The sequence below is a fragment of the Pseudomonas sp. Z1-14 genome, from assembly GCF_051132005.1.
GTDB lineage: Bacteria > Pseudomonadota > Gammaproteobacteria > Pseudomonadales > Pseudomonadaceae > Aquipseudomonas.
Window position 1 is genome coordinate 3460744 of record NZ_CP071646.1, and the last position, 13509, is coordinate 3474252.

Sequence of the window (13509 nt, forward strand, 5' to 3'; positions counted from 1 at the left end):
GCTTGCAACGCCCAAGGAGAAAACACCATGGCAGAGTTCACACTGCTCAAAGACAAGCTTGTGCAATTGTCCAAGCTGTCAGGGCCGATTGTCGTGTCGCGCATCGGCTTTTTGTTGTTGTCACTGGTCGACACCCTGATGGTCGGCCGCTATGCCACCGAGTCACTGGCGGCCATCTCCATCACCCATGCCATCGCCGACACCTACATGCTGATCGCCGCCGGCCTGCTCTTCGGCATTCTGGTCATGGGGTCGATCGCCATGGGCAAGCAGGCGCCAGGAGAGGCCGGGCTCGCCGCTCAACGCGGAGTTGTCTGTGCCCTGGCCCTTGGCCTGGCTTGCGCGCTGGCAAGTGTCGCAAGCTTGCCTTTGCTGGTGCTGTTCGGAGTACAGGCGCCGCTGGCTGCCGCGATTTCCGAACTCATGGTGGTGGTCGCCCTGGGGTTGCCGGCGATCCTGATCTACATCGCCTATTCCTTTTTCCTTGAAGGTATTTCCCGCCCCCTGCCGGCGACCGTGGTGATTCTGGGCGGTAACCTGATCAATGCCGGCTTGTGCTACGCCATGGTGTACGGCGAGTTCGGCTTTACTGAAATGGGCGCCTTGGGTTCTGCCTGGTGCACCACGTTCGTCAGGGTCCTGATGGCGCTGGCGATTATTGTGTATGTACACCGTGTGATGGCAGATCGTGCCGATTTCGGGATCAATGAACGCTTCAAATGGGCATGGGCCGACTGGAAGATGCAGCGTCAGATCGGTTATGGCGGGGGCCTGAGCTTTGGCATCGAAGCCGGCGCCTTCATGTTGATCGCGATCATGGCCGGGGCGGCCTCGCCGGTCATCGCGGCGGCCTGCGCAGTGGTGGTCAATATTCGCTCGATTCTGTTCATGATTCCCATGGGAATCGGCTTCGCCACTTCGATCCAGGTTGGCATGGCCTATGGCAACGACGACGCGCGAGACATCAACCTTTCCACCTGGAGCGGCCTGTTTCTCGGGGTGTCGCTGACGGCTGCCTGTGCGCTGCTCCTGGCCGTCGTGCCAGGCCCTTTGCTCGCTCAATACAGCAACGATGACCAACTGTTGCAGGTGGCCGTACCGGCCCTGTTGGTGCTTGCTCTGGCCCTGCCCTTCGATGCCTGGCAAGGCGTCATGTCCAATGCCCTGCGCGGGCGGGAGGACGCCATGGCGCCGACGGCAATTCATGCAATCGCTTACCTGCTCGTCATGACCCCGCTGGGGTGGCTGCTGACGCTGCATTGGCAACGGGGCCTTAACGGCATCGTCGAGGCTATTCTGATCGGCAACCTGCTCGCCGCCGGGCTGATGACCCTGCGCCACTACCGGCTCAACCAACGAGCCCGGCTACCGGACCTTGCATGAGCGCGTCCGTGGGGAAGAGTCTTATGCGACTTTCAGTGATCATGCCGGTGCATGCCAAGGCCGAACGTTTGCGCTTGTGCCTGGCCAGTTTGCGGCGCCAGCACCAGCGCTGCCATTTTGAAACGATTATCGTCGCCGACGCCGCACAACCTGCGGTCCTGGCCCAGGTCAAAGCCCTGTCGTTCGCCCGTGTGCTCACCACACCCGGGCTGGGGCGGGCCGCTGCCAGAAACCTGGGGGCCAGTGTGGCAAGTGGCGACATCCTGCTGTTCATCGATGATGACGTGCTGGTCCAAGATGGTTTTATTGAAGCGCATATCCAGGCCCAACGACGTCAGCCGGGGCTCGTGCATGGCCGGCTGCGCGAACTGATCGCCCTGACACCTCTGACAGACCCGGCCCAAGGCACCCCGGGTTGCCCGCCAATCCTGGAAGAGGACCTGCTCCAGGGGCGCTGGTGCCCCCAGTCGGCGCGAGTCATGGCCAACCCGCTGGAACAAGCGGCAGAACACCCGCGCGCAGTGCAGTGGCCATGGTTGGCGAGCGCAGGGGCGAACATTTCGGTGAGCCGCCAGGCCTGGAACCTGGTCGGCGGCTTCGACGCCTCCTACGGCAAGCGCTGGGGCATGGAAGACCTGGATTTCGGCTATCGGCTGTGGCAAGCCAGGGTACCGATCGCCTTGGAAATCCGGGCCTGTGGCTACCACATGTCCCATCACAACCCTATGCGCTGGGATGATCACCGACACAACCTGACATTGTTCCAGCAACGAGCAAAGACCCCTGAGGCCATGGCCCTCGACGATTTGCTCTCGCCCACCGGTTCGCTGGTGCGTTACATCGAACGGGTCGACCAGATCCGGCAAATCGCCTCATCGCCTTGAACCTGGCAGTGTTCGGCCAATTGCTCGAGAAAACGCCCCTGGCTCCCGAACAACATCAATACCTGGCTGCGGTAGCACAGCGCAGCCTCCCGCCAGGCCGACCATGAGCACCTGAGTGTTTCTTCGCAGGCACTCAGACCCAGGCTGTCCAGATGCTCGCGTAACGTCTGCTCGCCCAGGCCATGGGCATACGGGAAGTCGGCGTAGTAATACACCCTGTTAACGAGCTGACGGGCCAGGCAATGGGTCAGGCAATGATCGACGTGGCGGCCAATGGCCAAGGGCGCAAAGACAATGTCTTCTGGCGTTAGCAATGCCTGAACGCGGGCCACCTGCTGCGGGTCCAACGCCGGCCAGCGTTCAGGCTCTGGTGCAAGGAACAAGGCTTGGGGCGCATCGTAGGCAAAGTCCCCTGCGTAGTCCCGTCGCAGGGCGGCATCTTCGAATCCCATGCTCAGGCGCTCAAAAGACAGGCGTGCGGCGCCATTACAGTCCTCCTGGCGTCGCCACTCAGGCGCTGCAAACCGCCGCCAGCGCTCGTGCGCCGGCAGGTTTGCAACACAGTCTGGCGCCTGCTCGCCATCGAACAGGGTCAATAACACGATGGTGCGCCCGGCAGCCCAGCGACCAATGCCACTGCCAAGGGACCACACCGCGTCATCCGGATGAGGGGACAGCAGCACCACGCGAGCGCTCACGGAACCGCCACCGCCTGGGTGTTATGAGCATACAACTGCCCCAAGCGCAAAAAGCGTGAGACCTCTCGATCATTACGCTGTACCACACGGCAACGCCCCATTTTCAAGGGCGAAAGCTGGATGTCGGGAAAATTGTCCATCGCCACCCACGACAGATGTGCAAAACGTTGGCGCAGCACGCCTAAGGTGTCGTCACACGCCTGCCGACGGTGTTCTGCCGATTGCCGGGCCAGTGCCGGGATGCTTGCGCCAAAGGCGTCTTCGAATGCCGCGCACACATGGGTTTCAGGACACGGCACGGTGTAATCCATGTACACCCCGAACCGCGCCAGGGTTTGGTGCATTTGCGCCTCCAGGTTGAGCTGGTGTGCGCACTGCACTTCATGGCTGCCAAAGTTGAGGTAGCCGCTACGCATCGCCGCAGGGGCCTTGAGTGACTGAAGCGCACGGCAGATAAACATCAGCAACCCGCCCTGGTCCTTGAATCCATTGACCGCGAAGCAATCGAAACGCCCGACTAACGCAGGCGGCAGCGGTTGGAAAACGTCGTATTCGACCACCTCGATGTTGGTGAACCCCTGCGCCTTGGCAACTCGGTCGATGGTTGCGAGCAACTGCGGGTCGATATCGGCCACCACGATCGGCTGGCGGTATCCGTGCACGGCCAGAAACAACGAGAACAGTGCATCATCGCCCAACAGCAATAGGCTGCCGTGGTTCAGGTCACCCAGGCTTTGCATGATCTTGTAGCGGCGGATCAACGTTTCGTAAGTCTCTACGGACTGGCTGTACTGGCTTTTTTTGTCATTGAGCAAATCGGCAAGGATGTCTCTGAAACTGGGGTTCAACTGCAAGCAGTCATCACCCACCAGGTGCAGGCCTTGACCGGGCAGACGCTGTTCGCTTTCCTCTGCCCTCACCCAGCGATATTGGCCGGCGTCTATGACTTGGCGAAGCTGCCCATGCGCCAGCAGATCAACCAGGCACCACAAGACCTGGCGTACCGTCAGCCGGGAGGATAAGAGCTGGTAGATCCGCCGCGGCGCAGCCAGCTTGGAAAGCAAGTCATCCAGCGCCGCCTCATCCACCGCGACGCGTGATGGCAGCGCTGACAAGCCCATCCGTAAGCGTAATTTGATTTCAACGAAGTCTTCCATGCAGCCTCCTGCTCGTAAAAAATGCGGGTGCCGTCAGAGCACGGCTTGAAGAATATGGCTGGCGCAACGGCCATGAAAAAAATTGACCCCCACTTCAAGGGTCTCGCCACGGCGATCGGAAAACCCCAACCCCGTACCAAACAGCCCGCCCACCGCAACTCCCTGGACCATGAGTTCACCCGTGTTCCGGTGTTTGCACAGGTTGCCCTCAAGCTGATCGAGCGTCATGGCCGTGCCCTGCTGGTCGAACAAGGCGGGCAGCCGCGGGAGGTAGCCCGTGGCATTGATCAACAAAAAACCGTCTTCCAGCCAGGGCTCGATATCCGCATCGCCGATGTGCAGTGCCACACTCGGCTGCTGCCCGGCCTCGACACTCAGCAGCGTCTGTTGCGCTGCGCCACGCAAGCCGCAGAATCGATTGACTTCACCGCTCTCCTCATCCACCACATCCGTTGCCTTCAAGAGCCGCGCCCCAGGGCTTGACGCCGACCACAAGGCCGGGCGCCTGCGGCACAGCACCGCAATGGCCTGAGGTGCCAGGCAGTCATGGAAACGCTCAAGCAAGTAGCCGACCGCGGAGAACGCACTGTGGCTACCACCCACCACCAGCACTCGCTGCCCTTGCGCCAGACTCTCACGCAACTGCGCATCGGCCTGCCCCCGCAGCAGGCGATCGGAACAGATCGGTGGCGATCCCGGTTGCTGAGCCGTGCCGGCACTCATCTGAAGATCGCGGATCCGCGCGCCACACGCCAGCACCAGGTAGCGGCTGGAACGGATACCCCAGTCTCCCGTCACACAAAAGCCGCTGCTGACGACTGTTACGGCGTCGACGTTGTGCCCAAAATGTATTGCCGCACGGGGATGTCCTGCGCAAAGCGCCACGACGATTTCGGCCAATTGACGCAGGAATATCGAGACGTCGGTCAATTGCACGACATTCCCCGGCGCCTGCAGCCAGCGCTGAACCATGGGCTGGTTCAAGCATTCGGCAAACACTCCGTCCACGCGAATGCCCTTGAGAAAATCCTCAATCGGCGAATTGGCCTCGATGTCATACGCCAGGCAATTCCACTGCGCGAGGGATGCGCTGCGCTCATGCACCTGAACACCGCGCTCCAGCAAGCTGTGCAACTGGCCGGTGCGGTCCGCGGTGATAAAGAGCCCGAGGGCCGCTGGGCCGAACCCTATGATCTGTAACAACGTTTCCATATCAGAAACCTCGGTAATTGAACGCTGGACCGAACCTCAGGCCACGGCCTGTGGGTCGATCAGAATGAAAAGGAAACCTCCAGCGCGACATGGGAGTCGCCGGATAACGCATCCCAGGTTGGGTCGCTGCGCGAACTATTGATGAGCACCGCACTGAGGGTCGTGCGCAACGCGTCGCTGAGCCCCAGATCCAGCGATGCGTTAATCATGTTGTTGCCCTGGTCAGACGCTTGGGCGGTGTAGCCCAGGAACAACGAAGACAGGTGCGCGTCGTTGACTTCCAGGCGAGCCCCCAGCAGAAACTTGCGATTGAAGATGCTCACCGGCGCCAGGCGTTGATCACGGTCGCGATGATATTCAGCGATCAGGCTCAAGTCCGCGTCGCGCCATGCGCGGTTCATGGCGTACTCAAGCCCTACCGACAGCTTTTGCGAGTTGTAGGCGCTGTCCGAAACCCGCTGAGTCAGTGCCTCGACTTTGTACAGCCATTGCTCGTTAACCCAGATCGCGTCCAGCCCCCATTGCGACAACGCGGTGTACTGCGCCACCAGGCTGTCACCAACCTGGCGCAATGCCGGCGTGCGATTAGTCCCCTTGAAGTAACTCAAGCCAATGTCCACATCCGCCAATGACACGAAGTAACGCGCCGCCAAATCAATCCCGTCGGGGTTGGCGCCGTGGATGTATTCAGCCCCGGGTTGCACCCGATACGCCGCGAATCGGGCAGGCTCGGCGTAAAACTGGACGGGCTCGAACCCGTCCAGCAGGTACAGGCTCAGATGCCCAGGCCCCAGGGTGCTGCCGAGTTTGAGCGCCTTCTGCGACAGCTTCTCTTCAGGCTGCAGACCATCCAGGTTGTCGTAGGTATTGATCACGTCCACCAGTTGCCGGGTTTCCATCACGCCCCAATGCTCCTTGATGCGCCCCAGCTTCATCTCGCGCCCATCCTGTTCGAGCAGCACAAACAGCTCGTCCCAGTAGAAGTTCGGGCGCGGGTCGTTGTGATCGCTGGCCCTGTAGCGCGGGTTGGCCACCACCCGCATGCGCCATTCATCCCAGTTTTGCAGGTACTGATAATCAAGGCCGAACTGCACGGTGCTCGGCAGCTGCCGGTCATCCACACCATCGGCCGGCGTCGAGGGGAAGTAATAGCTTTTGAACCCGACCTTGGCTGACAACGAATGGAGCGACTCGGCCACAACCTGGGTGCTGCTACACAGCAGGGTCAATGTCGCCAACTGCGAACTAACCCGCCAACGGCGTGAGCCCTTGATCATTGCGTGAGGTTTCCGAGCCTGGCCGGTTCGAATGCGTCCTCCCTGATCCCGGTTTTAAACTGCACATCGGAGCTGACCAGAATGGTCTGGCGCCCCGTGACGTGGTTGACCATGGTCATGTTCAAGGCACGCCAGTAACGGCCCAGGAAAAGCTGGTAGTTATCCAGGGACAGCGTCTTGAACTTTGTGCCCTTGCGGTCGTAGTACTCCGTTTTCATCTGCCGGTAATCGGCCTTGTTGTACCAGACCCAGATCGCCGAATACCCCGAGTAGGGATAGAGCGGAACCTGCTTGACCACTGCGCACTGGAAATCGCCGCAAGGTTCATCGCGCAACCATTGGTAATCGTAGTTCCCGACTTCCATGGAACCAATGTCTTCGTAGGAAAACTCGCTGCCGGAAAACGCGCCGGAACGATCAGCGGCGGCGACGCGCTTGACCCGTTTCAAGGCCGGCAGATACAGCCAGACCTGGTCGCCTTCCTTGATCTTGGAGTGGATCAGCACCCTTGAATTCTTGATGTTGTCGGGTGCCTCGAACGTCAGCAGCACCTTGTCCCCGGCGGCCTTGCTTTCAGTCTCGAAGCTGTTCATGCGCATGAATCGATCCGTGCTGGCGCCGCCTTTTTCCACCAGTGTGAGACGAATTTTCGCCGAGGTGTCCTGATACCCAAGGTCACTGTCCCGCCAGAGATGGGCATAGTGCTGCCCGCGTTCCTGCTCCGTGTCGGCATGCAATAGACGGTGTTCGAATGTGCCCCCGACCATCAGGCAAACGGCAAGCAGTGCTTTGTAATTCATGGTGTTTTCCTTGTGTTATTGCTGCTCGAGGACGGGTCAGGCTTCGCGGGGCGCAAGTTTTATTACCGACCGCCCCCACAGGAAGCGATCGAAGGTCAGCAGCACCAGCGGCAGGCACAGTGCGTCGAAGATCAAGCCGAGGAAGATCGCCAGGACGGCCAACATGCCGAAATCAGCGTTCATGGAAAAAGGGGACAAGGTCATGACCATGAACCCTGACGCCAGAATCACCGAGTTGGCGAACACCGACGGCAGTACATGCTGGTAGGTGCGACGCAGTGCTTCGCGTGGCGGATGCCCATGCTCCAGGCGCTGGGTCTTGTAATGGCTCATGATGTGGATGGTGGCCTCCACGATCAGCCCATAGACCACCACACACACGTTGATCGCTGCGGTGTTGACCTCACCGCGCAGCAGGCCCCAGGTGCCGAACATGATGAAAAACGGAAACATGTTGGGCAGAACGCTGATCAACCCAAGGCCCGCGTTGCGCAAGAACAGCGCGACCATCAAGGTAATGACCACCAGTTCGAACACCAGGCCGTTGACCATGTATTCGATGCTGATATGCGTCAGGTTGGCGAACACCACCGCCTCCCCTGTTCCCAGCCCCGGGACCAGCGCAGCACGGTCGGCGTTATCGCGCCACCAGTTGTCGGCGCGCTCTTTGATGTCGCGAATCTGTTGGGTATCCAGGCGAGTCAGGGTCACCACCATGCGGGTGGCCGACTTGTCGATGTTGATCTGGCTGCCCAGGTCCAGGCCGAACGGCAAGGACATCTCATAGACCAACAACATCTGCGCCGCCATCGCCGGATCATCCGGCAGTCGGTATTCCTCGGGGCGCCCGCCATTCATGGTCTGGTTAAGTTTCTTCAGGGCATCACTGAGCGTGGTCACCGAGTCGACTTCCGGCTGGGTCCTTAGCCACTGGGTAAAGCGGTCCAGGTCAGCCAGAAAGCGCGGATCAGAAATGTCACCCGTGCTGGAGGTGGCGACATACTCCAGGCGATAGATACCGGACAAGTTATCCATCGCAAACTCGGTGGCCGTGCGCACAGGAATGCTGGTGTCGAAATTTTCGACGATCCGGTCATTGATGAGGTTATTGCGCGCCGGTTCGATCGCGATCACGAACAACACGACAAACCCCAGCAACCAGAGTTTGGGGTAGCGCAACAGGGGTTCCATGTACAAAAAGTAACGGCGACTGGCCGCGCCTTCGAGCGGTTTGAGCCGCAGCAGCGGAATCAACACCGCCGCCACCGAAATGGTTACGACCAGCGCAATGACCGCACCGATCGCGGCCAGCACACCAAACTCCTTGTAAGGCGGTGACGCCGCGAACACCAGGCTGTAGAAGCCCACGGCATTGGTGGCCGTGCCTATCGCTATCGGCTTGATGGTGTCTTTTATCGCCGCGCAGGCCAGGTCCACCCGCCGGTTTCCATAGTCACCACTCATCTGTCGAGCCGCCGATAGTACATGCATGATCTCGGCAACCGATGTCGCCAGCACGATCGTCGGCAACAGGCCGGTCAGCGCCGTCGCCTCGAAGCCGAGCCAGCCGCTGGCGCCCAAGGTGGCGGCGGTGGCCATGCTGATTGCAGTCAATACCACCAGCAACGCGCCGAGGCTGCGCAACATCAATACCGAGACCAGCAAAATGATCACATACATCAGCGGCGTGAGCACCGCCATGTCTTGCTGAGCGGCTTCGGGATAGGCCGCCTCGACCGCCGCCAGCCCCGTCAGATGCACCTGCAGCTCAGGATTTTGCAGCTTGAAGGCCTCCAGCATCCGCTGCCCTTGCGCCGTGGCGGCAATCGCTGCATCCAGGGTCTCTGGCGGGAATTGCAAGGTCACCAACACGCCCACGGTCTGGCCGTCTGTCGATACCAGGCGCTTGACCAGTTCAATATCGTTGCGACCCAGGCGTTCCATCAGGCTGATGTGCTGCGGTGTCAGGTCCGCGGGCTCGCGAACAAGGGCCTCGACGTGCACTGTGTCGCCTTCGGCAAACACATGCTGGAAGTTAGTCACCGAATCGACGCGATACGCATGCGGGATACGCCAGGCCTGCTCGGTCAGCTGGTGTATCTGTTCCAGGTAACGGCGGGTGAACAGACTGCCCTGGGGGTTCTTGATCACGAAAAGCAACGTATCGGACTTACCGAACTGACGATGCATCGCGTCCAATTGCTCGACAGTTTTTTCCCCTTCGGGAAAAAACGAGCGGTAATCGGCGGCGAAACGAATCGAGGTCATGCCCCAGGACAACCCTGCCACCAGCACGAGCACGAGGGCAAACAGTAGGTAGCGATAGCGCTTCAACAAGCGCTCGAATGTCGACGTCGGCATCAGCCTCGTTCTCCGTTGCAAGGTAATTGAGCCATTTGCGGTTGCATCGCCGGGTGCGAGGTGGGTACCGCGCAACGCTTGAGCACCATCGCCAGCACCTGCTGCACGCTCTCATCGATGCTGCGATCAGCGGTCTGAACCACACACTCACAGGACAGCGGCGGCTCATAGGCGCTACCGATGCCGGTGAACTGTGGCAGCTCTCCGCACCGGGCCCGTCGATACAGCCCTTTGGGATCACGCGACTCGCACACCGCCAAGGAGGTGGCGACGTGCACCTCGACAAACTCTGCCGCGCTGAACAACATCCTGGCCCGCAGGCGGTCCTCGGCGAACGGCGAGATAGCACTCACCAGCACAACGTAGCCACTGTCACAAAACAGCTTGGCGACTTCGGCGAGGCGCCGGACATTTTCCTTGCGATCTTCGGCGCTGAAACGTAGATCGCTGTTGAGGCCGGTACGCAGGTCATCGCCGTCCAATACCCGTGCGCGTATGCCGGCATCGCCCAGGGATTGCGCCAGGAGAGTAGCCAGGGTTGTCTTGCCGGCCCCGGACAAACCGGTAAACCACACGCATAACGCGCGATAGGCCGGTGGCTCCGGCATTTCGGCGCGCCGGGGAACCTCACAACGATTGATCGGGCTCATGTCATCGATGCTCATAAAATGTTCCTGTAAATTCACTCATAAACGGAGCGAATGATTCGGCAAGGGTTACCGGCTGCCACCACCCCGGCGGGTATCGAACGGCTGACCACACTGCCCGCGCCAATCACGCTGTCGTCACCGATTTCAACGCCACCAAGCAGCGTTGTCCCCGCGCCGATCCATACATCATTGCCAACGGTGATCGGAGCGGCGCGCAGTACGCATTTGAGTTGGCCGTCCACCCGTACCGAACGCTGCCGGGGGTGCACCGGGTGGGTCGTGGTCATCAGTTGCACGTTGGGCGACAGGTAGACACGGTCACCGATAACAATCCGATGGCCGTCCAGAAACGTGCAGTTCATATTGATGAACACGTCATCGCCAATATCGATATGAATGCCGTAGTCGCAATGAAAACTGGGTTCTATCCAACTGTTCTCACCTAACTTTCGGAGTAATTTCTTGAGCAACGCTTGTTGCTCTTTCAAGGCCAGCGGCGATGTATTGTTAAACGCGTATTGCAATGCCTTGGCGCGAATATGCAGGCGTGTAAGTTCCAAGCTGGGGGAATGAAACCACTCCCCCGCGAGCATTCTTTCGCGCGAAGAACGGGTGTCTCCCGCCTGGGTGGACGGGACGTTTAAAACATCCATGGTGAACTCCGACGTTCAAGCGCAATCAGCGAAGGGTACGCTTTTCGTAGACCGAAATATGTTTGAACGCGCCGTCGACAAACGGCGCTTGTTCCCAATTGGCCCAGCGCTGGACCAGGCGCATCCCCGCCAATTGCGCCATCAGGTCGAGTTCGGCCGGCCAGGCGTAGCGCAGCTCCACGGGAATCACCTTGACCCCTTCGCTCTGCATGCGGATGAACCGGCAACTGACCCGCTGCTTGACCGCCTCATGCCGCGATGCTTCCAGCAGTACCTCGTTGCGCTCCAGCCCGCCGACGTACACCGGCTGGTCCTTGCCATAGCGCGAAAGGTCCGGGAAAAACGTTTCGATCACCAGCAGCCCCTGCTCGCCAAGCTGCGCGCTGGTGGCCTGGAAACAATTGACTTGAGCGTCCTGGGACAGCAACAGAAACAGTGAGCTGAAGGTGCAGAACGCCATCTGGAAGGGGCCGCCCCGGACCCCTTCCAGCGTCGCGAAATCCGCCAGTGTCACCGGGACGTCAGCACCTCCAGGCTTGGCCTTGAGCTTATCGAGCATCGATTGCGAGGCGTCGACGCCATGCACATCAACGCCGCGTTCGCGCATGGGCAGTGCGAATCGCCCCGTCCCTACACCTAACTCCAGCACCGGGCCACCGCGACCGGCCAATGCCACCAAGGCATCAATCGCGATCGCTGGCGCCTCTCCGTACAAGTCATCATAGATGTCGGCCAGGGTTTCACCGTAAGTACTGGGATCGCTCATATCCACTTCCGTTAGTTAGTTAATTCAGGGCAATACTTCCCCATGCGAGGGGTAACCCCCCCGCAGGAAAATCAAGGTTAAATACTCCGTTGGATCAATTATCCAGAGCTTGCCTTACATACTCCGCAAGGTGCTTATCCTGTACATCCGACACACTGAATAACTTGATATGGCGACGAAACTTTCCGGTGCCTTCCAGTACATGATAAGGATCGTCAAACCTGTAGCCCTGACCGAACTCCACCGACACGTGGCTGGTGTAGGCGTAGACCCCGCAAAACGGCGTTATCCGCGAAAACAGGATGCCACCGTACTTGACCGTTTCGGTCACGCCGCCACCGGTGGCGGCCACCTTGCGCACCTTCTGGACCACTTCCAGCAAGGCACCATGCGTGCTGCCAATATCTTCAAGTAATGCCGCAACGGCATCGTCCGTTTTACCTGCCACGCTGTCCTCCTTGGATCGTTGCCTGCAACGTGAAGGTCATTGACCGACCGGTGTACACAGTTCCACGAGAGTGCCCGCCGGGCAGCGCACGTAGGACACCACCTGGCCCCAGGGTTTTTTCTGCACCGCAGCATGCTCGCTCGCCCCGGCCGCCAACGCCTTGGCATGCGCGGTGGTTACATCATCGGTAACCAGGGCTATTTCAATGCCCAAGGGCTTTTGGTGCGGACTGCAGAACTCATATCCGCCATCGCAGTTCGATTCGGCAAGGCCGCGACTGGCGAACGCGAGTGTAGTGCCACCGGTTTCAAGCTCGCCGTAGTCGCCCGACTCATCCAGAAAGCGCCGCTTGAAACCAAAGGCTTGCTCGAAGAACGCAAGGGTGGCTTCGACCTGAGGTACATAAACAATCGTGTATCCAAATTTCACGGTGCTTCTCCTTAGATGTTGCTGTTTATGAGGCTCGTGCCGTAGGAACGGCGATAGTGCTCGAGCCAATGCAAATTTTCAGGGCACGGGCCCGATTGCGCCAGCGCAGAATCGATAAATGTACGAATTGTCAGGCTTGTTCTCCTGCGCGCCGCGACAGCAATCGAATAGCCGGCCAGCGAAGCCGTGTGTGCGAATCGCCATGGCGACGGGCCCGAGGCCTCTTGAGCCGGTGGCTGGCAGGCAAACCCTAGCCTGGACCATGCTCGGCCGATCCCTTGCCCACAGGCCTTGGCGCCTGCCTCTTTCAGGGTCCAGAGCCGATAAAAAGCTTCTTCGCGCGCAGGTCCGGCGAGCTTGGCCAGCACTGCTTGCTCCTCGTGGCTGAAAAACCGCCGGCTCAGGCTTTGCGTATCCCGCGCCTGGTGAGCCTCGACATCGACCCCAACCGGTCCCGCGCCGACCCCCAGCACTAACAGGCCGTCGGTATGGGCAAGGTTGAAATGCACCGCCGCGCGGGCGGGCGCCGCGAGCACAGGCTTGCCCGCGGCCCCGTAACTCAGGGCAATGCGTGCCGGTTCACACGCCAGATAACGGGCCAGAACCTCGCGTAGCCAGCCATGCCCAACCAGGTATTGCGCACGCGCGACGGCTGTCCCCAAACCTTGGTAACGAGCGCGCTCATCATCGGCCAACCAGGCCAGATACTGCTCGCGCCGAGGATGGGACCTTGAGCCGCTCCACGGCAACCGCCACAGGTCGACGCCCGGGAGTACAGGCCCACTCGCAGC

Annotated in this window: 14 protein-coding genes; 2 read left to right on the plus strand and 12 right to left on the minus strand. The window is 60.1% G+C overall.

Going from position 1 to position 13509, the window contains the following annotated elements; all coding sequences use genetic code 11:
- The first annotated feature begins 27 nt into the window (after nucleotides 1-27).
- Nucleotides 28-1383 (plus strand): MATE family efflux transporter, encoded by a 1356-nt coding sequence (locus tag J3P89_RS15375; RefSeq protein WP_434694728.1) that lies wholly within the window; start codon nucleotides 28-30, stop codon nucleotides 1381-1383.
- A gap of 23 nt (nucleotides 1384-1406) precedes the next feature.
- Nucleotides 1407-2267, plus strand: a complete 861-nt coding sequence (locus tag J3P89_RS15380) for a glycosyltransferase family 2 protein (RefSeq protein WP_434694729.1) — start codon at nucleotides 1407-1409, stop codon at nucleotides 2265-2267.
- On the opposite strand, the gene J3P89_RS15385 is transcribed toward J3P89_RS15380, so the two are convergent.
- The 12 genes from J3P89_RS15385 to J3P89_RS15440 all read right to left on the minus strand — a co-directional run bounded on the left by J3P89_RS15385 (nucleotide 2219) and on the right by J3P89_RS15440 (nucleotide 13413).
- On the minus strand, nucleotides 2219-2965 hold the full coding sequence (locus tag J3P89_RS15385; RefSeq protein WP_434694730.1) for a PIG-L deacetylase family protein: 747 nt from the start codon (nucleotides 2963-2965) through the stop codon (nucleotides 2219-2221). The two genes, J3P89_RS15380 and J3P89_RS15385, sit on opposite strands and share 49 nt — an antisense overlap.
- Nucleotides 2962-4122 (minus strand): bis-aminopropyl spermidine synthase family protein, encoded by a 1161-nt coding sequence (locus tag J3P89_RS15390; protein ID WP_434694732.1) that lies wholly within the window; start codon nucleotides 4120-4122, stop codon nucleotides 2962-2964. The genes J3P89_RS15385 and J3P89_RS15390 overlap by 4 nt, the downstream gene beginning before the upstream one ends.
- A gap of 33 nt (nucleotides 4123-4155) precedes the next feature.
- Nucleotides 4156-5334 (minus strand): hypothetical protein, encoded by a 1179-nt coding sequence (locus J3P89_RS15395; RefSeq protein WP_434694733.1) that lies wholly within the window; start codon nucleotides 5332-5334, stop codon nucleotides 4156-4158.
- Between the two features lie 59 nt (nucleotides 5335-5393).
- Entirely contained in the window at nucleotides 5394-6533 is a 1140-nt protein-coding gene (locus tag J3P89_RS15400) for a hypothetical protein (RefSeq protein WP_434694734.1), read from the minus strand.
- Nucleotides 6534-6607: 74 nt separating this feature from the next.
- Nucleotides 6608-7411, minus strand: a complete 804-nt coding sequence (locus J3P89_RS15405; RefSeq protein ID WP_434694735.1) for an outer membrane lipoprotein-sorting protein — start codon at nucleotides 7409-7411, stop codon at nucleotides 6608-6610.
- Between the two features lie 36 nt (nucleotides 7412-7447).
- Nucleotides 7448-9772 (minus strand): efflux RND transporter permease subunit, encoded by a 2325-nt coding sequence (locus J3P89_RS15410; RefSeq protein WP_434694737.1) that lies wholly within the window; start codon nucleotides 9770-9772, stop codon nucleotides 7448-7450.
- A complete protein-coding gene (gene cysC / locus J3P89_RS15415; protein ID WP_434694738.1) occupies nucleotides 9772-10437 on the minus strand; it encodes an adenylyl-sulfate kinase in 666 nt (221 codons plus the stop codon). The genes J3P89_RS15410 and cysC overlap by 1 nt, the downstream gene beginning before the upstream one ends.
- A 17-nt stretch (nucleotides 10438-10454) precedes the next feature.
- The gene (locus tag J3P89_RS15420) at nucleotides 10455-11075 is read right to left on the minus strand and encodes a sugar O-acetyltransferase (RefSeq protein ID WP_434694739.1); all 621 of its coding nucleotides are present in this window, start codon (nucleotides 11073-11075) and stop codon (nucleotides 10455-10457) included.
- Between the two features lie 25 nt (nucleotides 11076-11100).
- Nucleotides 11101-11841 carry a class I SAM-dependent DNA methyltransferase gene (locus J3P89_RS15425; RefSeq protein WP_434694740.1) on the minus strand — a complete coding sequence of 247 codons (741 nt, stop codon included), beginning with the start codon at nucleotides 11839-11841 and terminating at the stop codon, nucleotides 11101-11103.
- A 94-nt stretch (nucleotides 11842-11935) separates the two neighbouring features.
- Entirely contained in the window at nucleotides 11936-12289 is a 354-nt protein-coding gene (locus tag J3P89_RS15430; protein WP_434694741.1) for a DUF1801 domain-containing protein, read from the minus strand.
- A 36-nt stretch (nucleotides 12290-12325) separates the two neighbouring features.
- Nucleotides 12326-12718 carry a VOC family protein gene (locus J3P89_RS15435; protein ID WP_106274323.1) on the minus strand — a complete coding sequence of 131 codons (393 nt, stop codon included), beginning with the start codon at nucleotides 12716-12718 and terminating at the stop codon, nucleotides 12326-12328.
- An 11-nt stretch (nucleotides 12719-12729) separates the two neighbouring features.
- Entirely contained in the window at nucleotides 12730-13413 is a 684-nt protein-coding gene (locus J3P89_RS15440) for a 4'-phosphopantetheinyl transferase family protein (protein ID WP_434694742.1), read from the minus strand.
- Nucleotides 13414-13509 lie beyond the last annotated feature (96 nt).

Bases quoted from the DNA above. Each gene is read 5' to 3' on its own strand.
- J3P89_RS15375 (WP_434694728.1), top strand. From the start codon at position 28: ATGGCAGAGTTCACACTGCTCAAAGACAAGCTTGTGCAATTGTCCAAG.
- J3P89_RS15380 (WP_434694729.1), top strand. From the start codon at position 1,407: ATGCGACTTTCAGTGATCATGCCGGTGCATGCCAAGGCCGAACGTTTG.
- J3P89_RS15390 (WP_434694732.1), bottom strand. From the start codon at position 4,122: ATGGAAGACTTCGTTGAAATCAAATTACGCTTACGGATGGGCTTGTCA.
- J3P89_RS15395 (WP_434694733.1), bottom strand. From the start codon at position 5,334: ATGGAAACGTTGTTACAGATCATAGGGTTCGGCCCAGCGGCCCTCGGG.
- J3P89_RS15405 (WP_434694735.1), bottom strand. From the start codon at position 7,411: ATGAATTACAAAGCACTGCTTGCCGTTTGCCTGATGGTCGGGGGCACA.
- J3P89_RS15410 (WP_434694737.1), bottom strand. From the start codon at position 9,772: ATGCCGACGTCGACATTCGAGCGCTTGTTGAAGCGCTATCGCTACCTA.
- cysC (WP_434694738.1), bottom strand. From the start codon at position 10,437: ATGAGCATCGATGACATGAGCCCGATCAATCGTTGTGAGGTTCCCCGG.
- J3P89_RS15420 (WP_434694739.1), bottom strand. From the start codon at position 11,075: ATGGATGTTTTAAACGTCCCGTCCACCCAGGCGGGAGACACCCGTTCT.
- J3P89_RS15425 (WP_434694740.1), bottom strand. From the start codon at position 11,841: ATGAGCGATCCCAGTACTTACGGTGAAACCCTGGCCGACATCTATGAT.